The following is a 24,520-nucleotide window of genomic DNA, read 5'->3' on the forward strand; positions in this document are numbered from 1 at the left end:
AACCTCCAAGGGAGCGAGCGCAGTTGAGCCTCACCCAGCACGACCTCAAAGCCACCTACGACCCGGAGGACGGACGTTCCTGGGCCAACTTCGTCCTTACACGGAGCCCGGCTCGGACATCGTCACCACCGGCCTGCACCCCGAGACCAGGATCGAACACACCAGCCCGTACGCGCAGGAGTGGGTGCACCGCCTGCGCCGCTCCACCCCCAACGCCCTGCACGCCCTCCTGGTCACCAACCAGGAGATGCCGAGGCTGTTCGACGCCTGTGTGGCGGAGAACCCGGACAGCTCCTCCGCCGTCGGCGGGACCGGCTGCACCTGCCGGCGCACCCTCACCGACCCGGAGTTCGGCACGCCCGTGGTCGCCGAGCACTACCGCACCGTCAGCGGCAGCACCGACCGGTGGACCTACCAAACCCTCTCCCCCGTCAGCCTGCGCGACGGCGAGAGCGTCACCGCACTGGTCATCGACCGCGGCACCTTCTGGGCCAGGACCAGCCGCGACGTCCTGTCCCTCCTCCCCCAGCACCGTGCTAACGAGTACAACGTCGGCTACAGCGGCGGAGGCCCCCGGGCGCTCGCCGCCTACATCCAGCAGCTGGCGGACTCCGACGGCAAGGACACCGCGGCGCTGCGCCCGGGCGGCGGAAACCCCGGCCCGGGCCTCCTCGAGTTCACCGCGAGCGAAGCCGCCGCACGCCAACAGGAGCTGTCCCTCGATCAGCTGAAGACCATCGCCCGGTCCTGACCGGCCACCACCGCCCCGAGACCGCGGGGCGGTGACCGAGCACCACGTCAACCAACCGCACCACGGAGAGGAGCAGCGGTGGAGGCTCAGTTGTTCGGCTACCAGGTACTGCCCGGCGTGGCCCTGGACCTTCCGGCCACCGCGAAGGCGTCCCGGGTCCGCGCGGAGGAAGCGTTCGACCGCAGGCAGCTGTACGCCGCCGGCGGCCTGGCCGCGGTGTCCGGAATCCTCGTGCTGCTCGGGCAGTGGGCCAGCCAGGTCGCCTCGGCCGCGCTGATCTGCCTCGGCACGCTGGCGGTCTTCCTCGGCTGGATCTGGTACCGGCGCTCCCGAGTCCAGGCCGAGCGCACCCTCCTAAGCCAGCACCCCTGGCAGGTCTGGCCGTGCTACCTGCAGGCCCTGACCGCAGACGAAGCCCGATCGCTGCGGCACACCGCGCGCCCCGGTACGACCGCCTGCAGGGTTCGCCTGCTGGCGCCCGGCGGCGCTCCCGTCCGCTCGGGCCGGGTCAACATCCCCACCGACCTGTGGGATTCGATGACCGACGGGGTCGGCTCCCTCTGGGTGTGCGGCGACCTGCGCGACCCGTTCCTGGTCGCCGCTCCCGGCGGTACGGAGTGGACGCTCTGCCGACCCGACGGCGCGTACGCGGTGCACACCACCATCAGGCACTGAGCCCGACCGGCCAGGCAGCCGCACGACGAAACGGCCGGGTGCCCCACGTGAGAGTGGGGCACCTGGCCGTTCGCGTGAGCAGCGGCAGTCAGGCCGTACCGAAGCCGAAGCCGTCGGTGAAGTGCTCCTTGATCTTGCTCACGTCGTCAGCGATCCTTCGGAGCTCCCGCAGAACGGCGTTCACCTTGACGGCGATCCTGTTGGCCAGCCCCAGCACGTCCGCTACGGCCGTCCAGCACTCCCCTGCCTGATGCAGAGCCTTGCGCCAGCCGGTCCGGGCCCCGTCGGTCCCCGCCTTCTTCTTCGCCATGTTCCCCCCAGGGGTCCACTGCACGGCACCCTCGCGGAGACCGTGCTCGACACCGCGACGGATCGACGCGGCACCGCTAGAACGACCGACATCCGCGCCGGTTACGGACGACGCCGACCGGCCCGCGGCGGCCAGCCAGAACGAGACGGCAGACGCAGATCCGGGCCGGGCCGCCGACCCGGAACACCAGCACCGGCCGACCGTGCCCGATTGTCTGACCGCCAGTCACTTCGGTCGCTGTGCGCGAGGTTCACGCCCGTCTCCCGAACCGGCGGGTGCCCAGGAACTGGCACACTGGCGATCATGAATCAACCCACCCGACGGCCTCTCTGGCATCCCTTCTCCGAGCCGGCCGCCCACACCCCCTCGCCGGACGGCCGGGCCAGGATGCTCGCCGCCGAGCGGACTCCGTTCCTGGAACCGACCTTCGTCCAGGACTCCCCCGAGCTGAGCCAGGCCAGTAGCGCCCGGCGTCGACTCGGTCCCGGCGGCATCGCCGAGGCCGAGCCAGTCTCGCAAGCACCGCAGCTCTGACCTCGCCGGGGCCGTTGATGCACCATCGCGCGGGCGGCCAGGCCACTCCCCCAGAGCTTCCGCCCGTAGGACGACTACCCGGCAGGCGGCACCCCAGATCCCCGGTCCGCTCCCGCCGCCTCACTCGGAGCGGATACCGTCAAGAGGACAGGCCCGGCCCGGTGCCGGGCACGCCGACAGCGAGGGAGTGGTGGGGATGAGCGCCCAGCACGCCGAACACCACGGGGGTGGCCGCTTCGGGCTGCCGCCGATGGACACCGTCCAGGAACTGCGCGCCGCGCTCCGGGCCGGCCACGGCTTCCCCGGCGACGCCGAGAGGCTCGACGCCGAGCTCGCCGAACAGCTGCTGCGCCGGGTGCCGGTCGACCAGGTCGCCGAGGTCCACGAGCTGGGCACCGTCGTCGACCTGGTCACCGTCGCGGAGATCCTCGCCGCATACCGGGGCCGGGTGCACCTGGCCGCCGACCCCGAGGCCACCGCTGCCGCCGATGAGGTCGTCGCCGAGCTGCTGGCCCGGCAGGGCGCAGAGTGAGCCACCCCGATCAGCCCGGTGGCGAGGTGATCGCCGCCATCACCGACCGAGCCGCCCAGCGCGCCAAAGAACTCGGTGCTGACGGGGTCCTGGAACTCCTGCGCCGCGAGCTGGAGCACCAGCCGCGCCTGGGCCGGCTGATCCGCACGGTTACCGAAGGCGGCCACCAGGTCGAGCTGTACTCCACCCGGATCGAGGCCGACCCGGCGTCCGGCCGCCCGGCCGTCAACGTCGTGCACGCCTACTCCCCCGCCCCGCCGTGGCCGCCGACGGTACGCATCGCCGCCATCGTTCCCGAAGACCCGCCCCGCCCCGAACTCTGACCGGTCCGAATCGCCCCTGGCAGCCGCGGCGGCAAGGCCTCGCTCGTACGCGGGGCGCCGTGCCCCGGCGGCCGGGTCCGATCCACCCGGTCGTCCGGGCGACTACTTCTCCGGCCACACGCTCTTCAACACGACCGTCTGGTGCACCCCCGCGTCGAGCATGGCCCGGGTTCGGTGCTGGCCGTTGACGAAGCCGCCGACACCGTCCGGCGTGATCGCCGAGTCCAACCCGAACAGCGAGTCCAGTGCCTGACGCTGCCAGCGATCCATACCGGCGTCGACAGCTCGCCGAACTGCGAAACCCGCCATGTCCCTGGCCTCGACACCGGCCGCGACGCCCTCGGCGAGGACCGCGACCGCGAACTCGCTGACCACCCGCCAGTCCCCCTGGTGGTACCAGCAGCAGCCCCGGCCAGCGAGCGACCGCGCGAGTCGGCGCCACCACGGGACCGGCGGCGAGGACCCGTCCGGCATGCACTCCGGTGCGCGGAACGGGTGCGGCTCACCGAGCCGGGAGACCTCCAGCACCTCGAAGCGCAGCTCAGGCTCCGGCTCTGGCTCGCGTGGGATGTACCCCTCGCCTCGCTCCCCGTCGACCAGTCCCCCGACCAGCCGTGCCATCTGCTCGAAGGTGACCGGCCACCACTGCGGCTGGCGCAGCCGGTACTGCTCGGTTTCGGCGAACTCCACCAGCTCGAACTCCGACTGCCCCCAGTCGAGCTCATCACCGAGCAGCTGCCGCTGCACCCACAGCGGCGGCAGCACCTCGCCCGGGCACAGCTGCTCCCACACCGCCTCGGCGTACTGCTCCGCACCGGTCGTCAGCGTCATCCCCTCGGTGAGGGTCTGCGTCACCACCACCACCGGCCGCCGGCCCGCGGCGGTGAACAGCTGCAGCCGGAAGGACCACCCGGGCCGGTCCGCGAAGGGGCGGAACATGTGCTCGTCCACGGTGCGCTCCCGCTGAGCCCCGAGCGAGAACGCCGCCGGCTCCGAGCCGCTCGCCCCCAGCCGGGCGAGAGAGAGATCGTCATCAGCCATCCCCCGATCTTGCCGTCCCCGTTCAGCGGGGGCGGAGGGAACGCGCATGTTCCCTTCCCAGGCCGGGCTGCCGGGCCCGGCTCGCGCTGGCGGTACGAGCGGGCCCGGAGGGTATCCACCCGGAGCAGCTCCCCAATTGGGGAGCGGGCAAGAGCTCCCCAATTGGGGAGCTCTTCGGGGCCTTTCCCCCCATCGCTGTCCGTTATGGGAGGATGCGACAGCCGTGCCAGGGCAGAGGGGTGCGGTCCCAGCTGTCAGGAGGCCGTTTCCGGTGCTGCTCACCGACGTACAGGACATCCCACCGCACCCGAATTCCCACATCGCCGCGACCGGCAAGGGCGGCGTCGGCAAGTCGACCGTCACGGCACACCTGGCTGGTCACTCGGCGGCCCAGGGCATCCCCACCTTGCTGGTCTGTGTGACTGGCCAGGAGGACGACGACCTCGGCATCGTCAAGCACGGCCGGGGCGACCACCCCGACGGAGAGTCCGTCCTCGAAGGCGAGGGACTCTACCGGGCGATCCACGACAAGGCCCCGCTGCGCCCGATCCGGAACGTGCGCCCGAACCTCGACGTGGTCCCTGGTGGCGAGGCCGTCGGCCGGATCCAGTCGCTCCTGACGATGCGGCAGATGCAGGAAGGGATCGGCGTCATGCAGTCCCTCGCCTACAGCCTCTCCCTCGTCGGGCACCGCTATGGAGCGGTCTACCTCGACAGCGCACCCGAGAACGACATCCTCGAGCAGCTGGCCCTGGCAGCGGTGCGCCGCCTCTGGATCCCCACCCGTTCTGACGATTCGTCAATAAAGGGCATCAAGCGCATCGCCGCGAACTTCCACGCGGTACGCAGCCGGGGCGTCAACCCCCATCTGGAGGTCGGCGCAGCCTTCCTCTACGGGTCGAACCCGAGCGCCACCAGCCTGCACACCATGGTCCGCAACGAGGTCCGGGAGATCCTCGGACAGGACACCCCCGTCCTCAGCACGGTTGTCGGCTACCGCGAGAAGCCGGCCGTCCTCGCCCGCAAGAAGGGGCTGCTGTTCGACGAGTATGCCGAGCTGCTGCCCAGCAGCCCCAAGAGCTACGACGTTGCCGCGGGCCGCGCGAAGGAAGAGGACGTCGTCCCGGAAGCGATCGAGAAGCTCGCCAAGGACATGAAGAACCTGACCACCGAGATCTTCGAAGCAGCACGGAAGGCGGACGGCTGATGGGCCTGTTCGACAAGCAGCCGGACCAGGAGACCTCCCGAGGGCTGCTCGACCCCGTGCTGCCTCACCAGGCCACCGCCGGGCAGGTAGTCGTCCAGCCGCTCCCGGGCACCGCGATCGACCAGATCCCGGCCCCATACAAGCCGCTGGGCACCGGTGAGCTCACACCCAAGGAGGCAGCCGATCTGGAGGCCTGCGAAGCGGGAATCCAGAACCTGCAGAACGCCTTCTGGATCGCGGGCAAGTCCCTGGACACAATCAAGGAAGCCGAGCTTCACCGCGAGAAGCACACCAGCTTCGCCGCCTACGTCGTGGACCGGTGGGACATCTCCGAGTCCCAAGCCCACCGGCTGGTCGACGCCTGGAGGCTTGGGGAGCGGATTGCCAAACTCGGTCTCAAGCCGCGCGAGTCGCAGGTCCGCGAGATCGTCGCCGTCTCCAAGGACAAGGGCATGGAGACAGCCGTCGCCCTCTACGACGCTGCCGTAGAGACCTACGGCAAGGTAACCGCGCAGATCCTGAAGGACCTGGTGACTGCCTTGCCCGAGGGCCCGATGCCCTCCCCGCGGGTAGCCCAGTTCGTGCGGGAGGAGAAGACCCGGCAGGACAGCGAACCGAAGATCGAGGTCATCACCACGGCTTCACCCGCCAGCTCCCCAATTGGGGAGTCGCAGCGTCCAGCAGACGACGTCGGCGCCACCACCGCCGGTCTCCCGGAGGCTGAGGTGGCCAGCGGCGGCGCGACCGGTACCGGGCCCAGCGGGCACTCCGGTGAAGTCCCCACTGCGGACGGGGCAGCGTCGGACCGCCGATTTCCGGCTGCCGAGGAGAGTGCCCCCGCGGACAACAGCATCGAGAAGACCCTCGGAGCCGTCCTCAACCTCCTCCAGGCCGCTGAAACCGAGCTGGTCGGCGTGCAGGAGCAGGACCCGGTCAGCCGAAGCGACAAGGCCAACCAGCTGATCGCCGAGATCGAGGGGCGAGCTTCCCTCATCGCGCAGGCCGCCAAGCAGCTCAACAGCTGACGTGCCCGAGCCGAAGGCCCGACCGGCCGGTCGGGCCTTCGGCGTGCCGGGAGGAACTCGACAAGGGCGCCCGCCTTTCCCGGCAGGTGATCACTCGGGTTTCGATGGTTCCCGCATAACGGCTTCAGCCGAATATCCACCACGTTCTGTACCAGAGCGGTGGCATTAAGTACTCGAATGGCCCGCGCGAGCGGCTGTCCGGCTGGCCAGCGGTTATGTCCCTCGCACAGGGTCCGAGGCCCGTGACACAGTGACCTCTTGAGTAACAAGAGCAAGGGGGAGCCGTGGCGCGACCGGTCCTGACCAGAATTCACTGGATGCTGATCGTCATCGTGGCGATCGGCGCCATCCTCATCGCCCTGATCGGCCTCGGCGGCAGCTACCTCGCCGTCCGCGACGTCGCCTTTCAGAAGGGGATGGGCGACTTCTCCAAGGTCTTCCCCATCGGCGTGGACGTCGGCATCATCATCCTGCTCACCCTGGACCTAGTCCTGGCCTGGCTGCGTATCCCGTTCGCCCCCCTGCGGCCGACCGCGTGGCTCTTCACCGCCGCGACGATTGCTTTCAACGCCTCCGCTTCCTGGCCCGACCCGATCGGTGTCGGGATGCACGCGGTCATCCCGGTCACCTTCATCGTCATCAGCGAAGCCGGCAGACACGCGGTCGCCCGGATTGCGAAGCTCGACTCGAACCGCGCCATGGAGAAGCTGCGCACACTGCGCTGGTTCCTGGCACCGCGGCAGACCTGGACGATCTGGCGGGACATGTACCTCTGGGAGGTGACCCGGGTGGAGGACGCACTGCTGCGCAAGCAGGCGATCCTCGCCTACAAGGTCCTGCTGAGGGACGCCCCGGTCGGCCCGGACGGGCGCCTCCCCGCAGCTGCCACCCTGCCTCTCGAGCTTGCCGCGACGGGAGTGCCGATCGAGCTGACCTACGCGATCGGACTCAAGGCGGCCGGAGTCGACAGCACGCCGTTGGACCTGATCTTCTCTCGCCGCCCGGCCCTCGACACCGACCAGCCGGAGCTCACGGTGACACCCGTCCCGCGAACGCGATCCGCGAACGCTGCGCAGCGCCGGGAGCTGACCGGAGCGGAGGGAGAGATACCGCCCGGCGGCGCGGCCGAGCTGATGCCGACGGCCACTGAGACGCCCGCCCTTGCGGAAGCGCCTGCCGACCCGGAGCCCCCGGCTCGACCCGCAAACGATCATCTTGCGTATGCGGAAGCCCGCCTTGCGGCCCTTGCGGGTGCGGACGCGAGCGAGCCGGAGCCGGTGGCCGAACCGCAAGATGCCTATGCGTATTCGCAGGTCAGCAGCCTTGCGGGGACTTTTGCGGGATCCGGCGGTGAGGCCGGTGGCCGTGCGGGCGCCAGTGAGCGGCCGGCATCCGCCTTTGCGTACGCGGCTTCGGACGAGCTGGACACCCGCATGGCGTTTGCGGGGCAGCGCACCCCGGAGCCGGTGCGAGCAGTAGCTGCGCCCCAGCGGACCGCCCGCGGCTCGGCCGACCTGCTGAACGGCGTCGTGCCGGGCGGGGGCACCTCGCCCGCGCAGGGCGACGACACGCCGAAGGTCGTGATCCCGGAGGTCTGGGTCACAGCCTTCAGTGCCTGGGTGGAGCAGTACGAGCGATACCCGTCGGAGGAAGAGCTGGCCGACTACCTCTACAACCTGCCGGAGAAGGAGCGCGTACGGGCCCGGGGAGCGGACCGCCCTGTCAGCAAGCGCAGCGTCGAGCGGTACTACGGCGACCTGAAGAAGATGTTTCCGCTCGCGGACCAGCCGCAGCTGGAACTGGAAGGCGCCGGGCGCTGATCCGACAGCGACACGGCGAAGGCCCGGCACCCGAGGTGCCGGGCCTCCTTGCTGACCGGCAACGGCAGTCCCGCCGTCGAACGCCGTCCGCCCAGGTCCGGTCGGTCTGACTGGGCGGAGTGTCAGCCCGCCAGCGCCGAGACCACGAGCGTGCCGACGATGAGCCCCGGCCCGAAGGCGACCTCCGCCCGGCGGCCACCGGCACGGGCCGCCTGCACCAGGGCCTGCAGGAAGCCGAACACGAACTGTGCCAAAACGCCCCAGTACAGCGTCGCCCAGCCCTGCGCCGCCAGCAGGGCCACCAGGCCGGGCGCGAGCTTCACATCGCCCAGCCCCAGCAGGCCGAACAACGCGGCCAGGAACAGCAACCCGCCGACCAGCACGACGGCGACGGCGGGACGCAGCAGTACCTGCCACCCGGAGCCAGTCAGCGCCTGCCCGGCGAGGAGCAGCGCGACGCCCGCGCCGGTCGCGCCGGTGAGGAGGTTCGGCAGCCGCTGCACCTGCAGGTCGATCAGCAGCATCGCGCTGCCGAGTACGGCCACCCACAGCTGCGCGGCGAGCAGCCAGCCGCCCGCTCCGGCCGCGACGATGCCCCAGACTGCGGCGGCGGTGAGCACCTCCGGGAGCAGCGCGGCGGGGCCGATCCGCACAGGCTCGCTGCTCCCGCCCGGGCCCGGTGCCACCGCGACCGCTACCTCCGGCGCTGCGGTGGCGGGGGAGCAGGTGCGGCAGCGGCGCATCACCAGGTCGGCGAAGGCGCCCCAGCCGGCGCCGAGCACCGGGCTCCCGCAGTGCGGGCAGGAACGGCGCCAGGCGTCCTCGACGCAGAAGGCGAAGACGAGCGGCCTCACCACGAGGGCGCCGACCGCAAGACCCAGTAGGGCGGCGACGGCCAGGAGGGCGGGGGAGTGGGGCATCGGAAGGGCCTTCGTTCGCTCTGGTGCGGGAACGTGAAGGCCCGGCCGGTGGGGTCCGGCCGGGCCTTCACGGGGTTCAGCGCAGCTGGGCGCTCGCGCCGCGGCTGGCAGTGAGCCGCTGGATCAGCTGTTCGGTCTCATCCTGGAGCATGCCGTCGAAGCCCCAGTCGGTGGTCATCTGGCGGACCTGGGCGACGACCTCCCGCACCCCGGCTGGGTTGCCCGCCCGGTGCTCGACGCGCATCCAGTCCCGGTAGAGGACTTCGGCGGTCGGCTCGACGTCCAGGCCGACCGCGACGGCGTTGCGGGCGGCGTCGATGTCCAGGACCTCGTCCTGGATGCGGAGCGTGGCGACGGTGTGCGCGACGTCGACGATCTTGCCGATCATCGTCTGCACGAGCGGTGCTGCCCAGGTGTGGGCCCCGGCGCCGCCGAACGGCCGGCCGCGGACCAAGGAGAGCGCGGCCTCCAGGTCGAGGACCCCGGCCGGGCCGTGCGGCAGGCCGCGCTGCGCCAAGTGCAGGAAGTTGGCGTAGTCGCAGGACACCTCCTCCGACAGGGCGTACTGGTCGACCCCCTTCGGCTTGGGCCGCAGGTACGGCTCTCCGGCGGAGTCGACTCCGAGCCGGCGGCGGAGGCGCGACATGTAGGTGTCCATCGTCGATGTCGTCCACGGCGACACCGGGTCCATGTGGTTGGCGATCGACCCGTAGTCGCGGTCCGACTTGAAGATCAGCAGGGCTGCGAGCAGGACCAGGGTCGGCGGGATTGGGGCATCGCCGATCCCGGTGATGCGCAGCGGCCCGAGGACCTGCACCTGGGGTGCCGCACCGTCGGCCGCGGTGGGGACCTCGCCTTCGCGGACCACGCTGACCCGCGGCTGCGGCTTCGTGGGGCGCAGCTCCTGCGGAGCCTCCTGGGCCTGGAGTGCGGGGGGCTCGGTGATGTTCTCGGCGGGCGGCTGCTCCTGCTCCTCCGCGTTCTCCTCGTGGTTCTCGGCGTCAGCACGCGCCGGGGCTTCGGTGGACTCGACAGGCAGCGTCTTCTCCTCTTCCTCGTCGTCGGCCCCGGCCAAGCCGTCCGTCTGCCCGGCTTCGCTGGGGGCGGCGAGGAGGGACAGGTGGCCCTTCGCGCTGCCGCGGTTCTTCTGCAGGGACAAGGCGGAGGGTCCGAACACCTTGCGGTCGGGGTCGGGCACCTGGGCCCAGGCGCCTTCGGCCGGGACGGCGGGCTCGGTGGTGGTGGCCATGGCGCCAGTCAGCTGCCGGTAGGCGTCGTCGGTGACGCGCTGGAGTACGACCTCGGCGTCGAGGGACTCCAGCATCTGCGTCTCGGCCACCAGGTCGGTGTCCAGGACCTCGGCGTCCGGGAACAGCTCGCGGGCGCCACCGGCGGCGGCCATCACGACCGCGACCTGCACACCAGCGGGTACCTTGCCCAGCACGTCGGCGAAGGCGTACAGCTCGTCGGCGGCCGGGGCGGTGGGGCAGACCACCATCCAGGGCTGCGGGTCGTCCCCGTCCTCGTGTTCGGCCTGGTGCACCTCGATGAGTACGCGGGCCAGGTCGGCGGTGGCGGTGGCCAGCTGAGGCACCGACATGATCCGGCACTGGGGCAGGAGCTGCTGCAGCTCCTGCCCGAAGCCCACGGTCATGATCTCGATGTGGTCGGCCCACAGCGCGGTGCCGGCCTCCATCGCGATGCCGCGGGCGACCTCGCGGACGTTCCGCTCGTCGCCGTCCAGGAGCAGCACCCGGCTGTGGGTCAGGTTGGAGAGCAGTAGCGCGCCGTCCTCGGCGGTGCCGATCGTGGCGAGGCACGGGTAGGGAGCCGGGACGGTACGGGCCTGGTCGGCGTCCAGCAGTACGGCGCGGTCGCCGCGCACGCCCCACCAGCCGCCGGGCCGGTCACCGAACGGGGCCAGCGCCTCGGCATCGGCGTCCTCGACGAGGATCTCCACGCGGTCCTGCTGCACCCTCGCGCCGATGATCTGCGGCAGCTCCTGCGGGTGCTGGTGGGCCAGGGTGCGCAGCGAGCGGTCGAGCAGGTCGACCAGGACGGGGGAGGAAGTGCGGTCCAGCACGACCTCGGCCTGGCTGGTCTCCTCGGGCATCGCGATCTGCTCACCCGGACGCCGTTCGCGTTGCTGCGCGCGGCGTCGCAGTGCGAGGACGCCAAGGGCTCCCGCGCCAAGCAGTGCGGCGATTCCGCCGATGCCCTGCTGGACGGAGATCGGTGCCTGGCTCTCGCCGTGCTCCGCGGGGGTGGCGGCAGGGGCCTGGGTGGTGGCCGCGGCGGCCGGGGCGCTCTGCGGCGGTGCGGCGGGCTGACTGGCCGGGGCTTTGGTCGCCGGAGCTTCGGTGACTGTCGGGGCGGCGCTGCTGGGGGCGGGGGAGGGCTGCGCCGGGGCGGGGGATGGGGCCGTCTCGGTCGGCGCCGGTGCGGCCGGTGTCGGAGCGGGGGTCGCCTCGGCCGGAGCCGGGGCCACCGGTGCGGGTGCGGTCGCGGCGGGCCCGGGAATCACGATGACGTCGCCCGGGAAGAGCTTGTCGGGGTTGGTCAGGGTGCGTCCGCCGGGCTGGACCGTGTCCTTGGTGGCCTCCAGCAGCTGGGGGTAGTCGTCGGCATCGCCGAGTTCCCTCTCCGCGATCGCGGAGAGGGTGTCGCCCTCCGCGACGGTCACCGTGTGCTGCCCGCTCGCGCCGGTTCCGGAACCGGCCGCAGCCGGGGCGGAGCCGGGCAGGCCGGTGGCGTCGGCGGGCATCAGCAGCTCCCAACCGGCCCGGACGATCCCCGCTTCCGTCATCCGGCCGCCGTCGGGCTGCAGACGGCCCTTGTTGAGCTCGAAGATCTCGCTGTACCGGCTGCCGCTGCCCAGGTGCTTCTCGGCGATGTCCCACAGCGTCTCGTGGTGGCTGCCGCCTGAGGCCTGCACCGTGTACACCGGTCCGGACTGGCCCGGGGCGGCGCTTGGCGCGGCCTGCTGGGCGGCGGGGGCCGAAGCCGGGACCGCCGCGGCGACCACCGCGTTCTGGTGGACGCCCTGCTGCGCGGGCACGGTCGCGGCGGAGGCCTGCCCGACGGTGAGCGCGCCGGCGCTGACGAGCAGCATGGTGGTGACCAACTTCCGGGCCAGGGCCTGGCTGCCGCCGGCCGCCGGGAGCCGGACGTGGAGGTCGACCCCCGACAGGGCCGAGCGGACCTCCACCACCACGCAGACCGCGAACTGGAGCCAGAGCAGCCACACGATGACCGCCAGGGTGCAGATCATCGTGCTGGTGCTCACCGACGAGGTGAGCACCTCCAAGTCCGGCACCTTCGTGGGCAGCGGCCACCCGACCCCGACGACCAGGGCGTAGGGGATGCCGGCCAGGATGGCGGCGAGCAGCACACCCGCGAGCAGCGCCCGGGCCACGTCCCCCACCGTGCGCGAGCGGACACCCGTCGGCGCGTCGATCCTTGTCTTCGCCATCTGGCCTTCCTAGTTCGGTACTGCTGCCGTCGCCGGGCTCTACCCGGTGACGATCGTCTGGATCTCCCGCACGGTCACGTTCTGGGGAGCACCGCCCGTCACCCCGTTCGGCAACGGGTTCGCCGGCGCCCCGTACGGGTTGGTGGACGGAGTCCACGTCACCCGCCAGGTCACCTGAGCGGTGAGCGGGTAGGTCGAACCCCTGCTGGAGCGCTGGTAGGTGACGTTGCACGCCGCCCCGGCGGAGTCGACCTGGTAACCGCCGCCGACCTTCTGGAACTCGTACGTGCAGGAGGCGGGGCTGGCGTCGTTGGTGCCGGCGTCGATCCGCAGGCTGACCGGGACCGCCAGGGTGGACGCTGCGACGCGGACCCCGGAGTAGTTCAGGGAGGCGGTGACCGTCACCGGCTGGATCGGTGAATCGAACTTGATGTACGTCGGCAGGTTGACGGTCTGCATGTCGGGCTTCGGGGACAGCTCGACCTGCGGCGGGGGCAGCTTCGTCGCCCCGTATGCGATCCTCGACAGCATCAGCGGAGTGACGGCGAGCATCCCCGCTGGCGGGTTGCCGGTGGGCACCCACACGATGCCCGGCGGCTGGTCACATGCCGTGGTGTTCGGCAGTTCCCACACCTTCTTGGTCTTGACCATCCCCCACCAGCGGCCGTCCTGGCCGCGGTGGAAGTCCTGATCCGCCTTCAACTGGTCGTACTGCTTCTTCGCCTCGGCGCCCATCGCGCCGGACAGGCCGGCCAGCAGCTGCTGGAAGGCGGCGTCGAACTCATCCGGGGTGTACTGCGGCTCGTACCAGCAGGCCGGGGGGTCGTAGTTCGCCCCGACCGAGGTGAGGTGCTTGCCCTCCTGGCCGGAGGCGCTGATCTCGACCTCGACGTGCGACTCGATCGCGCCGACCGACGGGGTGCTGCCCCAGCCGGTGCCGCGGTCGGCATGCGCGGTTCCTGCGGCAGCCGCCGTCACGACGAGCGCGACGGCGACGGCTCCGACGGACTTGATCAGGCTGCGCTCTGGCACCGCGTCGATCCCTTCTCGGCGACCGGGGAGGCCACCCGCCACACGCCCTTGTCGGCCGCCAGCTCCATCCCCATCGTCCAGTCGGTGAAGTCGTTGACGGACGGCGTGGTGGTCAGGACCTTCCCGCTGGCCTTCTCCTTCGCGTAGCTCTTGGACTGGTCCTCGCAGTACGCCACCACGGCCTTGCCCGTCTCCTTCACCTCCACGGTCAGCGCGTAGTACCGGTCGTTGCCGGTCACGGTCTGCCCGCGAGAGGTGAGCTGGTCGATGGCCTGCTTCATGTAGCCACCGGCCGTGCCGGTGAAGGCGTAGACCATCCCGGGGGTGTTGATGTCGCCGACCGCCTGGGCCTCGTTGAACGCCTTGAGGGCGTAGGCGAGGTCGGCGGCGACCTTGTCCTTGGTGGCGTCACCGCTGGGCTTGAACTGAGTGTCGACTGTGAGGTCGGCGGGCAGCTTGATCTCCGGAGCACCGGCGGCCTGCGTGAGCGTCGGGCTCGGGCTCGGCGACGAGGTGGTCGGGGCGGCGCTCTGCACGCCGGAGATGTCACCGGCGGACTTCGACCCGCCAGAGGTACAGCCGGCCAGGACGGCGACGGACAGCGCGGCTGCCGCTGCGCCCGAGATGGTGCGCAGCGGCTGGCGGTGCGTGCGGTTGGTGGTGGTCATGGTGATCTCCCGTCCCCTGTGGTCCTTGTGACTAGGGGTCATTGTTCCTGTACGGCTTGGGCGGTGGCGTTGCCCCACACGGTGACGTCGCCGTTGCCCATGGCGAGCAGCAACGGCGTGTAGGTGAGCCGGACCCTGACGCTGACGGTGTTGCCGCTGACCTGGGTGCACCCGGAGCTGTCCGCGTCGGCGCCGCTGAAGCCGGTGGCGCGGACGTAGGCCCGAACGTTGGAGGTGCAGGTGGTGGCGTCCACGGTGACGGTTCCCTGGTTGCGCAGGGCGTCGGTGGAGATGTGGTTGGCGGCGTAGCGGGCGGCCTGCTCGGCGGCGTCGGCCGCCAGTTCCCGCTGGTGGATGGCCCGGCCGGTGTCCACGATGAACCCGGCGATGACCACGAACAGGACGGCGGCCATCAGCAGGGCGAGCGCGCCGGAGCCCCGATCGCTGTGTTCGCGCAGTCGGCGCAGGCGCTCGGCGAGGCGGGTGCGGCCGGTCACTGCGCCACCCTGCGGTAGACGTCCAGCGGCGCGGCGGCCGTGGCACTGATGTCGCGGACTGTGGAGCCCAGCATCGCCAGGCCCCTGACCTCGCAGCTCACGGTGATGGTGAACAGCCCTCCCGGTTCGAAGTTGCCGCCGGCGTTGACCTTGATCCGGCCGTCCACACAGGTACGGCCGGCGTCGGCTTCGGCGCTGTGGGTCGCGGCGCTCACGGCCGACTGGTAGTCCCGCTGCAGCGCTCCGGCGCGGGCCGCGTCCCTGGCGGTGCCGTCCAGGGTGGAGCGGGCGTGGGTGATCTGCCCGAAGGTGATCAGGAAGAGGATCAGCAGCATCAGAACGGGAGCGATGATCACCAGCTCGAGAGCGGAGATCCCGGCATCGCCGCGCCACCGCAGCAGGCCGCGCCTCGCCGCGGTGGCCGGGGAGGCCGCAGGCTCGCAGAGTGGGGGAGCAGGCTCTTGGTCAGCCGCCATCGGGGATGAACCTCTCCACCGGGCCGACGGATCGGCTCGTGATCTTCAGGTGCAGGAACGGCACCACGGAGACGACGTCGGCGTTGACGACGACGCCCACCTGGTTGCCCTCGTCGACCACGTGCACGTCCGGGCCGTCGACCATCGCGGGCCCGAGGTCACGGATGCGCTGCTCGGTGGTGGCCCGGGCCTGTCCCTGCCACCCGGCCGGGTCGCCGTCGGCCGTGGCCCGGGCCTTGCGGGCGCCAGCCTGGGCTGCGGCGTCGGTGACCTGGAGCGCGAAGAAGTACATGCCGTACTGGACCAGGGCGAAGATGAGGATGACCAGCAGCGGTGTCAGGCCGAGGAACTCCATCGTGGAAGCCCCCCGGTCGTCCCGCAGGCGCTCCCGCAGACGGGTGCTGAGCCGGGCCGTTGGCCGTGGCACTGGTGTCCCCCTTCTCGTCTTCGTCCTGGTCCAGTCCGGTGTCGCGCCGGTGCTACTTGCAGCCGCCGGCCTGGGTGGTGTCGGAGGTGGTGATGCAGGTGGTGGTCTGGGTCGTCTTGGTGTTGACGGCGGCCAGGACACCCACGGACACCGCGACGACCAGCAGGAGGCCCAGGACCATGTAGCCCAGGAACTCCAGGGAGCTGGCGCCCCGCTCGGCGCCGCGGCCCTGGGCGGCGGCCAGGCGGCGGCCGAGCCAGGTCGACGGCTTCTCGGCGGCGACGGTTGCGACGGTGGTGTTCGACATTGCGGTTCCCCTCGTTCGGTGAAGCTGGGTCTAGATGTGGCGGATGGTCAGAGAGAGACCAGGCGTGAGTACGCCGGGTAGCCAAGGAAGATCAAAAAGCCGAAGCAGAGCAGCATCTGGGCGACCGTCATCGACTGACCGGCCGCCCCGGCCTTGCTGTGCAGCCGGGCCAGCTCCCGCTTGCGCAGGGTGTCGGCACGCGCCTTCAGCGAGTCCCGCACCCGCGCCCCGTCGGCGGCCACCAGCCTCAAGGTGGACGTCAGGTCGACCAGGTCCGGCAGGTTGACCTCCTCGCCGAGCCGCCCCGGGGCCGCCCAGTACGCCACGCGCTGCAGCCGCGCCTCGTCCAGGGCCCGGCGGATCCGCAGCATCGGCGGGGCATCGGACACCTCGGACGATGACTTCAAGGCCTCCGGCAGACCGGCGCCACCGGCCAGGTTCAGGTGCACCAGCGTCAGGTAGACGCTGATGATCCGCTGGAACTCCAGCCGCGCCTTCGCCGCCTCGGTCGCGATCTCTGCGTCCGGCAGGAAGAAGCAGCCCAGGACGGCCAGCAGGGTCAGCCACAGCGGCGACAACGCGCTGTCGGTCACGCCGAGCAGCCACAGCGCCGCCGCAAGCAGCGGGCCGACGACCAGCCCGGCCGCCGAGAACAGCAGCTTCTGTGCCATGAAGGCGTCCGTGCTGCGCTCGAGCAGCGCCAGGTTGGCCCGCTGGCTCGCGGGGGTCCAGCCCTGGGAGGCGAAGAAGGCGCTCATCCGGGGTCCGGCCAGCTTCGTGAGCCGGCCGTGCACGGATACCACCGACGCCCGCGGGGAGAGCGGGCCCGCGACCGGGGCGGGCGCTGTGCTGCGCAGGGCGTCGATCCGTGCCACCACCGTCGCCGCGCGGGGACGGCCGGGCAGCAGCGCCCGCACCAGCAGGTACAGGCCCAGCCCGCACGCCGCGCCGGTGAGCATGGTCAGGATCATCGGTTCTCCCCTCGGACGAGCAGCCGGGCTGGCGGCGGGAGCACCGAGAGCTTGCGAAGCCAGAGCATCGCCCCGCCGAAGAACACCGCCACCACCGCGAGCACCGCCTGGCCCTGCAGGGTCCGGTACGGAGCCACGAACCCGGGGTTGAACAGGGCCATCCCGAGCGGGAAGACGATGATGATGCCGGTCACGATCTGGATGCTGCGCCGGGTCCCGGCCCGTTCGGCCATGACCTTGCGGCGCATGTCCGCCTCGTCGCGGGCGGTCTCCGCCAGCGCGGTCAGGACGTCGCGGAAGCCGGGGCCGCGCTGCCGGGCGTTGTCCTTGAGCGCGATGATGACCATGTCGGCGCTGCCGTCGCCGAGGCTCTCGGCGAAGGCGTCCAGTGACTCCGCCATGGGCCGCCTGGCGCGCAGCAGGTCAACGAGCATGTTCAGGTGGGGCTTGAGGCTGGCCGCGGCTGCCTCGGTGCTCGACTGGATGGCCTGCTCCAGGCCGACTGAGCCGGCCATGGTGTCGCGCAGGGACTCGATCCACCCGGCCAGGGCTTCCATCTGCTCCACGCCTTGGCGCTCCGCGCGGGCACCGCCGAACAGCTTCCCGCTGAACGCCACGATGAGCGCGGCCCCCACGGCGGCCACCGGCCACTGGGTGATGACGAGGGTGGCGACGGCCGCCGCCCCGGCTGCCGCGCCGCGGCGGCGCGCGAAGGCCGACAGCCGCTCCAGGCGGCTGGGGCCCGAGGCCGGACGGCGGGGCATGCCGACGATGGAGGCGATGAGCAGGGCGAGGCCGCCGCCGGCGAGCAGGCCGCAGCCCAGGGCGGCCAGCTGCAGCGGGGAGAAGGCGGTCACGTTCACACCCACACCGGCCCGGGGACGTAGTCGAACTCGGCCAGGTCGTCCAGGCAGCTGATCGGGGCTGCGGCCGTCAGCTGTCCGTCCGGGCCCAGCTTGAAGACCTCGCTGGAGGACACCCGGCCGCCGTCGAACCCGTTCACCTCCCGGATGGAGGCGATCCGGCGGCGCTTCTCCCCGGTGTAGGGGTCGCGGACCTTGGCGATGAAGACCACGAAGTGCAGCGCCGACGCCATCAGCATGTGGGTCGCCTCGATCGGCAGGCGCTCCGCGGCTTCCAGCGCGTAGGTGGCGATGCGGTTGAAGACCTCGGCAGAGCTGTTGGCGTGGATCGTCGACAGCGAGCCGTCGGTGCCCTGGCTCATCGCCTTCAGCATCTGGATGGCCTCGCCGCCCAGCACCTCGCCGACGATCACACGGTCGGCGTCGTGGCGCAGCGAGCGCTCCAGCAGCTTGCCCTGGGAGATGGCGCCTTCGCCCTCGGTGTTGGCCAGCCGCTCCTCCAGCACGAGGATGTCGGGGTGGAGGTCCTCGTACTCGTCCAGACCGAGTTCGAGCGAGCGCTCGATCGTGATGATCCGCTCCTCCCGCGGGATCTCGTTCGCCAGGGCCCGCAAGAGCGTGGTCTTGCCCGCGTCGGTGGCGCCCGCGACGACGATGTTCTTGCGGGCCTTGACCGCCGCGCGCAAGAACTGGGCAGCGTCCTCGGGCACAGTGCCGTTCGCCTGGAGCTCGTGGAGGAAGACCTTGCCGAGGCTCGAGCGGCGGATGCTGAGCGCGGGCTGCCGGTCGCCGGTCATCGTGGGATGAATAGCGGCCAGCCGCTCGCCGCCGGGCATGCGGATGTCCAGCAGCGGATCGGTCTGGCTCCAGGAACGCGAGTTGACGCCCGCGTAGACCGCGAGCTGCTCCACCAGCTGCACCAGCTCGGCGCTGCTGCCCACCAGCGGCGGGACCTCGTCCTTCTTGCCCCCGGTGTACTTGACGAAGACCCGCCCGCCCTGGATGTTGATGTTCTCCACATCCGGGTTGTCCAGCAGGGGCTGCAGAGGACCGGCGCTGTACTGGGCGGCGTGCACCGCGCGCACCAGGCGCTCCTCCTCCTCCCGGGACGGCAGCTCCCTGCCCTGGGCCATCGCCTCCTCGAGGTACTCCCTCATCACGTCGGCGATCACGGAGTGCGCGTACTGGCGCTCGTCTTCCAGCGGCATCGTCGCGGCGATCACACCGCTCCGGCGCTGCTCACTGAGCCGCTTGCCGAAGCGGGTGTGCAGCTCCCGTACCAGTTGGTGGTCCAACTGCTGCTCCATCAGCGGATCTCCTGTCGGACGGTGGTGGCGGGCGCGGCGTCGGGCGAGGCGGTGGACTGGCGGCCGAGGCCGTACCGGTCGCCGAGGGTGGCGGCGAGGACCCGGGTGGAGCGCAGCAAGTGGGAACGTGCGACGTTGCCGCCCTTGCGGCCGGCCACCTGGGCGGCGCCGGATGGGTCTTCGTCGATCAGACCGAGGACGTCGGCGGGGATCCGCGCGTTGGCCAGCAGTTGGCGCAGCCCCCCCGCGGCGGGGACCTGCTCCTTGCGAGGGGCGACGAGCACGACGCCGACCGGCGGCCCGACGGTGCCGTTGGGGCTCAGCCGTGCGGTGACGGCGGCGGCGCGGTCGCGGACGGCGGCCAGGTCCTCCGCCTCGGTGCGGGCGATCAGCAGGACGACGGATGCCGCGGGGAGCAGCTCCAGCGTGGGGGAGTTGGGCCCGATGCGGCCGAGGTCGGCGACGACGTCGATGTCCGACAGGGCGGCGAGGGTGCGGCCGAGCTGCGGCCACAGGCCCGTCCAGGCCGTTGCCTGTTCGGCGGTGGCCAGGCCGAGCAGGACTTCCTGCCCTCCCTGGAGTCGCTGGGTGTGCTCCCAGACGGTGGAGGGGCTGAGGCCGCGACGGGCGGCCAGGCCGAGCGAGCTCATGCCGGTGCCGGGGTCCAGGGTTTCTCCGGACTCCGCGATCGGGCGGCGGTAGACGAGGTCGCCTCCCCACTCCCCGGCCTCGGCGTACAGGCTGCGGCGCGGCCAGACCGCGGCGAGGGCGAGCGCGGTAGTGCTGGTGCCGGGTGCGTTCTTGGGGGACGCGATGGCGATCAGGGCCATGGGTGTCGTCCTCTTACTGGGGGGCGGAGAGCAGCACCAATGCGACCTCGCCGGCGGAGGACGCCTGGGCGATGGCCCCGGACTTGTCGGTGGGCACCAGGACGGACAGCGACAGGCTGGTGCTGGCGGCGCTGTCGTTCTTGAACACCTGCCGCACGGTGCCGGAGGCGAGTTCGGCACCCGGGCCGGGCGTGCCGGGGGTGGCGGTGGCGGTGCCGGTCGGCAGCTTCGCGGCGTCCCTCCCGACCCACATCACGCGGACCTTGTCGCCGTCGCGAAGCCCTGGCGGGAACTGACCCGCCTTCAGGGCGAGTCCGACCACGGCCTGGTCGGTGGAGACACCGGTCTTCTGGGTCAGCATGTCGCCGGTGAGCAGGGTGCCCTTGGCTACCTCCGAGGCGGTGAAGAGCTGCCCGAGCTGCTGGCGCTGGTCCCAGCGCACGAAGTTGACCGGGGTGTCGGCGGCCACCTGGATCTCCTCGATCGCCGTCTCCGGGATGTGCTGGCCGGGGGCGACCCGCTCGGTGATCTTCACGGCGGACACCTTCTCGCCGGCCTTCTGGACGAGCACCGTCGCACCGAGGCCGCCCGCGAGAATCAGCAGGGCGGCCAGGACGGCCAGACCCGGGCGGCGCTCGCGTCCGACGGCCGGAAGCCGGCCGCCCCCCGAGGGCTGCCGCTGCTCCGGCGCGGTGCGCGGTGCCGGAGGATTAGCCGCCTCCGGCTTCGACTTCGTGGAATCCCTCAGAGCCATTCCTGCCCCAACCGCATCGTGCTGGCGTGATTTCTGATTTGACGTCAACAAGTCAAATTCCGGGGGCTTTACTACCGGCACCCCCCACCGGAGCGGACCTCGTCCGCCAGGGCCCTGAGCAGCCGTTGGATCGGCCGCTTCGGGCCCACGAATGCCTAACGCGACATGATCGCCCCCCGTTACCCACGCCCTGGGCCCGCGAAACCGTAAATGTTCTGGTCATCCGGTGTGCAGGTATGACCAAACCACTCTGGTGTCGTTGCGTCACAGAGCGTCCGAGCAGTCACAATACGAAAGTTTCAGCCAGATGCCCACACCAATTCGGCCGTGGCGATCCTGCCGTCGGCATATTCACACGCAAATTCGTAGCAAATGCAATGAAATGGATATGACGGGGCATAGCGGTCATTCCGGATGCGGCCCGCAGCCGAGGGCCACACCCGGAATCACCTGTTCGGCCCGCCTGTGGCAGCTACCGCCTCTTCGGGCGCCCCGGTCCCCGCCGACCGTGCCTCGCCCCCGCCTGGTGATGGACAACCGTCACCGTCGCCCCGTCCTCGACCGGCTGCTGCTGCGCCGCCGTCGCGCCGCCGTCCCCAGGGGAGGCGTCCGACTGCTTGCCGGTCCCGCCCGACGGGTCCGGCTCGGGGCCGTTGAACTCCAGCAGGACGGCGTCCTGCGCGTCCGCGACGGACAGCAACTCCGGGAGCGTCCGCGACCCCATCTGCTCGTCCGCCTTCTCGACCATCTCTCCCACCAGCTTCGGGCGGTGGTACATGCCGAACAGCTCGGAGACCTGCACACCCTGCACCCGCAGCGGCCCCACCCGGTTCCCGTCAGCGGTGACCTGCACGTAGTGCGAGAAACGCGGCAGGTCCGCGATCTGCCCGGCGGACACCGCCCCGTGCCACTCCTCCGCCATCGCCCTGGCCGCGGTCATCGACCCGGACGTCGTGCTCACCACGGACGAGTTCTGCATCAGCGCCTCCTTCGTGGCTGGGCTGATCCGCCCGAGCGACTGTGTCATCACATGCAGCCGACCGCCGAACTTCCGCAACTGCTCGCTGATGGCCGCGAACGACGGACCACCCGCCGGGTCCAAGGCGATCAACTCGTCAGCGAAGGTGTGGAACCACTTCCTCGCCTCCGACGCCAGGTCCCTGCGGGAGAGGCCGGCTTGCAGCAGGTTCTGCAAGACCATGCTGAACAGCAGCCGATCCGACGGACCCGTGCCTTCCAGGCACAGCCACACGATGTACCCCTCGTCCATCGCCTCCCGGATGTCGTACGTCCCCTGCGGCGAGCCCAGGAACGCCCGCGTCACCTCGTTCGACGCGAGCCGGTCGATCGGGTTCAGCACCGGTCCCAGCACCTCGGCCACCTGGTAAGCCGCGAACGTCGTGGTCCACCACCGGCGCTGCTCCGGGCTCAGGTGCTTGATCAGGGCGTCCCGCCACGGCTTGTCCGTCAGCAGGGTGCGGATCTGCAGCAGCGTCGCCTGTGCGTCCGGCCGGTCGGCGGCCACCGCCCGGGCGTTGTGCGCCACCAGCGCCTCGATGGACTTCGTGAAGATCGTCAACGCGCGTGGTGCCGCCGCGTCCGTCCAGTTCAGGCCCGTCGCGAGGGCATCGACCGTCGCCGTGGTCAACCGGTTGGCCTTGCGTCCCGGCTTCATCTCCAGCATGTTCCAGTTCGGCAGTTTCGCCTCCGGCTGGTCCGCGCGGGCCAGGTCGATCCGGCGCACCCGGGAGGCGAAGACAGGGTGGGCCAGGTACGGCGAGGCCGTGGTCCAGGAGTCACCGTGCGGATCGACGAACATCGCCCCGGAACCGGCCGCAGCGACCGCAATGGCCCTGGTGAGCGCGGTCTCGGTCTTGCCGTAGTTCGACTTGCCCACGTTGACGCTGAACAGGAACTCCTCCTCCCTCGTCGCGATGACCCGGCTGGTGCCGTCTGCGTGGACGAGCCGCCCGTGCGGGACCAGGGCCTCGCCGGCGACGTAGTCGGGCAGCTCCGACGCGAGGACCGGTAGCACCGCGTGCATCGTCGGAGGCTTGAACAACCCGGCGAGCTCGCTGACGTGCAGCCAGTTCTGCTCGCGGGGGCCGACCTGCCCGCTGCTCCAGCGCCGGTCGAAGGAGTCCCGGCGGTGCCAGCTGTCCGCACCCCACGACCACTTCAGGAACCGGCCGCCGTCCACGCCGAGCCGGCTGTCCTGCCCGAAGACGTCGAGACCGGCACTCACCCGCTCCAGCAGCTGCCGGGCACGCCCCTCGCTCTGGGAGGCGCAGCGCACCAGGAGCTGGATCCGCACCAGTCCGGTGTTGCTGTGCAGGCGCCCCAGCGCCTCCTCCGGCTCGACCGCCCGCGGCCGGGGGGTCGGCATCCGGGAACCCGCGGAGGACTTCGACGACGGGTCGAGGAGGCTGAGCAGCTGGTAGCGCAGCGAGTCCTCCGCGTCCGCCGCCACGAGCGCCGCGTTGCGGGCGTTCCTGCGGGCGGCCTTGCGGCTGTCCTCCTGGGCTTCGTGCATCAGCTTCCAGCGGCGCAGCTTGACCTGCCACAACGGGATGGACTGGACGTCGAGGACGACCTCGGCCAGGTCCCCCTGCTCGGCGCGGATGTCGCTGACGGCGTCGATCAGCGGCTGGAGCGGGTCGGGGGTCATCGGCACGTCGCGCAGCGCGGCGGAGGGACGCCCCTTGAGGACGAACTCGGCGCGCACCGCGACCAGGCGGCCGTCCTTCTCCTTCTCCTTCTTCTGCTTCTCCAGCGCCACCTTGCCGTTCTTGCCGGAGGCCTTCGCCTTGGCCCGGGCGTCCTTCGCCTCGGCCTTCAGACGCCGCTGCAGCTCCTTGTCCTTCTTGTCGAGCCGGTCCTGCGCGGCCTGGGCGGCCACCGGGTCGGCCGCCTCCTCGGCCTCGGCGACGCTGACCTCCTGGAAGCGGCTGTCGGTGAGCAGGGTGGCGGCTGCCTTGGGCCCCTCCACGCTGTACTCCAGCGGCACGCTGCCGTCCGCACGCAGTCGTACCCGCACTCGGCGGGCTCCTCGAGGTGCCCACCACGGGCCCTTGCCGGCCGCCCGCATCAGCAGGGCGGTCTGGCGCCAGATGTCCTCGGTGCTCGGGTCGAACCGGCGGCTGGGAGTCAGGATGTAGCGGGTGCGCAGCGCGAGGGCGCGGCGGGTCAGGAACTGGTGGAGCAAACCGGCGGCCACGGCCACGGGGGTGATGACGACCAGGAGCGTCCCGGCGTTGTCGCCGCACCAGGCGGCCACGTCGGCCAGCCAGCTCATGACGGCCCAGGCCGCGCCCAGCGCACCCTTCAGCATGCTGTTGTTGCTCTGGTCGTTCATCGCACGGGCTCCCAGCCGGTCGAGGTGCGGGTGAAGGTCACGGTGGCCGGCCGGCTGTCCCCGTACGAGCCGGTTGGGGAGGTGCCCGCCCACAGCAGGTCGACCCGGGCCTTGTCGGTGCTGCCGTCGACCGTGTGCGTGGCGGCGGCCTGCACCCGCACGCCGGTGTAGAGGTAGAGGCGGCCCGCGCCGGTGGTCGCGGGGAAGTACAGCGGCCACCGCTCACGGCCGGTGCCGGTTGTCTCGGCCATCCAGACCGCGCGGGCCAGGGAGGTGAGCTGCTCGGCGTCGGCCGGGGCGAGGTCGCTCGGCTTCTGCCGGGAGAACGCTTCCTGCAGTGAGGGGTCACCGGCCGGGCCGTCACCGGCAGCGGGTACACCGGACGGCATCACCTTCTGTACGGCGGCCGGACTCGGCGACGGC

Annotated in this window: 25 protein-coding genes; 8 read left to right on the forward strand and 17 right to left on the reverse strand. The window is 71.3% G+C overall.

What is annotated here, in order from left to right:
- The first annotated feature begins 184 nt into the window (after window positions 1-184).
- The gene (locus tag ACWD4U_RS23955) at window positions 185-751 is read left to right on the forward strand and encodes a hypothetical protein (RefSeq protein ID WP_363456521.1); all 567 of its coding nucleotides are present in this window, start codon (window positions 185-187) and stop codon (window positions 749-751) included.
- A gap of 78 nt (window positions 752-829) precedes the next feature.
- Window positions 830-1,426 carry a hypothetical protein gene (locus tag ACWD4U_RS23960; protein ID WP_363456519.1) on the forward strand — a complete coding sequence of 199 codons (597 nt, stop codon included), beginning with the start codon at window positions 830-832 and terminating at the stop codon, window positions 1,424-1,426.
- Between the two features lie 88 nt (window positions 1,427-1,514).
- Here the strand turns inward: ACWD4U_RS23960 and ACWD4U_RS23965 are convergent, their stop codons facing one another.
- Entirely contained in the window at window positions 1,515-1,736 is a 222-nt protein-coding gene (locus ACWD4U_RS23965; protein WP_363456516.1) for a hypothetical protein, read from the reverse strand.
- Between the two features lie 303 nt (window positions 1,737-2,039).
- Between ACWD4U_RS23965 and ACWD4U_RS23970 the strand changes: the two genes are divergently transcribed.
- From ACWD4U_RS23970 to ACWD4U_RS23980, 3 genes are all read left to right on the forward strand, one after another.
- Complete coding sequence (locus tag ACWD4U_RS23970) at window positions 2,040-2,270, forward strand: hypothetical protein (RefSeq protein WP_363456513.1); 231 nt, start codon at window positions 2,040-2,042, stop codon at window positions 2,268-2,270.
- Between the two features lie 196 nt (window positions 2,271-2,466).
- Window positions 2,467-2,802, forward strand: coding sequence for a hypothetical protein (locus ACWD4U_RS23975; protein ID WP_363456510.1), 336 nt, complete (start codon window positions 2,467-2,469; stop codon window positions 2,800-2,802).
- Entirely contained in the window at window positions 2,799-3,125 is a 327-nt protein-coding gene (locus tag ACWD4U_RS23980) for a hypothetical protein (protein ID WP_363456507.1), read from the forward strand. The genes ACWD4U_RS23975 and ACWD4U_RS23980 overlap by 4 nt, the downstream gene beginning before the upstream one ends.
- Before the next feature lie 102 nt (window positions 3,126-3,227).
- Here ACWD4U_RS23980 and ACWD4U_RS23985 read toward each other — a convergent pair whose 3' ends face one another.
- Window positions 3,228-4,166, reverse strand: coding sequence for a hypothetical protein (locus tag ACWD4U_RS23985; RefSeq protein ID WP_363456504.1), 939 nt, complete (start codon window positions 4,164-4,166; stop codon window positions 3,228-3,230).
- Between the two features lie 271 nt (window positions 4,167-4,437).
- Here ACWD4U_RS23985 and ACWD4U_RS23990 point away from each other — a divergent pair, with 271 nt between their 5' ends.
- From ACWD4U_RS23990 to ACWD4U_RS24000, 3 genes are all read left to right on the forward strand, one after another.
- Window positions 4,438-5,373, forward strand: coding sequence for a ParA family protein (locus tag ACWD4U_RS23990; RefSeq protein ID WP_363456501.1), 936 nt, complete (start codon window positions 4,438-4,440; stop codon window positions 5,371-5,373).
- The gene (locus tag ACWD4U_RS23995; RefSeq protein ID WP_363456498.1) at window positions 5,373-6,398 is read left to right on the forward strand and encodes a hypothetical protein; all 1,026 of its coding nucleotides are present in this window, start codon (window positions 5,373-5,375) and stop codon (window positions 6,396-6,398) included. Before ACWD4U_RS23990 ends, ACWD4U_RS23995 begins: the two co-directional genes overlap by 1 nt.
- 317 nt (window positions 6,399-6,715) lie before the next feature.
- Window positions 6,716-8,218: a DUF2637 domain-containing protein gene (locus ACWD4U_RS24000; protein WP_363456496.1), complete on the forward strand. Its 1,503-nt coding sequence runs from the start codon at window positions 6,716-6,718 to the stop codon at window positions 8,216-8,218.
- 122 nt (window positions 8,219-8,340) lie between these two features.
- On the opposite strand, the gene ACWD4U_RS24005 is transcribed toward ACWD4U_RS24000, so the two are convergent.
- The 15 genes from ACWD4U_RS24005 to ACWD4U_RS24075 all read right to left on the reverse strand — a co-directional run bounded on the left by ACWD4U_RS24005 (window position 8,341) and on the right by ACWD4U_RS24075 (window position 24,486).
- Complete coding sequence (locus tag ACWD4U_RS24005) at window positions 8,341-9,138, reverse strand: A24 family peptidase (RefSeq protein WP_363456493.1); 798 nt, start codon at window positions 9,136-9,138, stop codon at window positions 8,341-8,343.
- Between the two features lie 76 nt (window positions 9,139-9,214).
- Complete coding sequence (locus ACWD4U_RS24010; RefSeq protein WP_363456490.1) at window positions 9,215-12,610, reverse strand: hypothetical protein; 3,396 nt, start codon at window positions 12,608-12,610, stop codon at window positions 9,215-9,217.
- Window positions 12,611-12,649: 39 nt separating this feature from the next.
- Window positions 12,650-13,642 (reverse strand): hypothetical protein, encoded by a 993-nt coding sequence (locus ACWD4U_RS24015; RefSeq protein WP_363456487.1) that lies wholly within the window; start codon window positions 13,640-13,642, stop codon window positions 12,650-12,652.
- Window positions 13,624-14,310 carry a hypothetical protein gene (locus tag ACWD4U_RS24020; protein ID WP_363456484.1) on the reverse strand — a complete coding sequence of 229 codons (687 nt, stop codon included), beginning with the start codon at window positions 14,308-14,310 and terminating at the stop codon, window positions 13,624-13,626. Before ACWD4U_RS24020 ends, ACWD4U_RS24015 begins: the two co-directional genes overlap by 19 nt.
- Window positions 14,311-14,348: 38 nt before the next feature.
- Window positions 14,349-14,807, reverse strand: a complete 459-nt coding sequence (locus ACWD4U_RS24025; RefSeq protein WP_363456482.1) for a pilus assembly protein TadG-related protein — start codon at window positions 14,805-14,807, stop codon at window positions 14,349-14,351.
- The gene (locus tag ACWD4U_RS24030) at window positions 14,804-15,283 is read right to left on the reverse strand and encodes a TadE/TadG family type IV pilus assembly protein (protein WP_363456479.1); all 480 of its coding nucleotides are present in this window, start codon (window positions 15,281-15,283) and stop codon (window positions 14,804-14,806) included. Before ACWD4U_RS24030 ends, ACWD4U_RS24025 begins: the two co-directional genes overlap by 4 nt.
- Window positions 15,273-15,638 (reverse strand): TadE family protein, encoded by a 366-nt coding sequence (locus ACWD4U_RS24035; protein WP_363456476.1) that lies wholly within the window; start codon window positions 15,636-15,638, stop codon window positions 15,273-15,275. The genes ACWD4U_RS24030 and ACWD4U_RS24035 overlap by 11 nt, the downstream gene beginning before the upstream one ends.
- Before the next feature lie 124 nt (window positions 15,639-15,762).
- A complete protein-coding gene (locus ACWD4U_RS24040) occupies window positions 15,763-16,017 on the reverse strand; it encodes a hypothetical protein (protein ID WP_363456473.1) in 255 nt (84 codons plus the stop codon).
- Window positions 16,018-16,064: 47 nt separating this feature from the next.
- Window positions 16,065-16,988, reverse strand: a complete 924-nt coding sequence (locus tag ACWD4U_RS24045) for a type II secretion system F family protein (protein ID WP_363456470.1) — start codon at window positions 16,986-16,988, stop codon at window positions 16,065-16,067.
- The gene (locus ACWD4U_RS24050) at window positions 16,985-17,851 is read right to left on the reverse strand and encodes a type II secretion system F family protein (protein WP_449787293.1); all 867 of its coding nucleotides are present in this window, start codon (window positions 17,849-17,851) and stop codon (window positions 16,985-16,987) included. Before ACWD4U_RS24050 ends, ACWD4U_RS24045 begins: the two co-directional genes overlap by 4 nt.
- Window positions 17,848-19,158, reverse strand: coding sequence for a CpaF family protein (locus tag ACWD4U_RS24055; RefSeq protein WP_363456465.1), 1,311 nt, complete (start codon window positions 19,156-19,158; stop codon window positions 17,848-17,850). The genes ACWD4U_RS24050 and ACWD4U_RS24055 overlap by 4 nt, the downstream gene beginning before the upstream one ends.
- Complete coding sequence (locus ACWD4U_RS24060; protein WP_363456462.1) at window positions 19,158-19,988, reverse strand: hypothetical protein; 831 nt, start codon at window positions 19,986-19,988, stop codon at window positions 19,158-19,160. The genes ACWD4U_RS24055 and ACWD4U_RS24060 overlap by 1 nt, the downstream gene beginning before the upstream one ends.
- Before the next feature lie 13 nt (window positions 19,989-20,001).
- Window positions 20,002-20,742, reverse strand: coding sequence for a hypothetical protein (locus tag ACWD4U_RS24065; RefSeq protein ID WP_363456459.1), 741 nt, complete (start codon window positions 20,740-20,742; stop codon window positions 20,002-20,004).
- A 472-nt stretch (window positions 20,743-21,214) separates the two neighbouring features.
- Window positions 21,215-24,097, reverse strand: coding sequence for a type IV secretory system conjugative DNA transfer family protein (locus ACWD4U_RS24070; RefSeq protein ID WP_363456456.1), 2,883 nt, complete (start codon window positions 24,095-24,097; stop codon window positions 21,215-21,217).
- On the reverse strand, window positions 24,094-24,486 hold the full coding sequence (locus ACWD4U_RS24075; RefSeq protein ID WP_363456453.1) for a hypothetical protein: 393 nt from the start codon (window positions 24,484-24,486) through the stop codon (window positions 24,094-24,096). Before ACWD4U_RS24075 ends, ACWD4U_RS24070 begins: the two co-directional genes overlap by 4 nt.
- Between the last annotated feature and the right edge of the window lie 34 nt (window positions 24,487-24,520).

Source organism: Kitasatospora sp. NPDC002522, assembly GCF_053595195.1.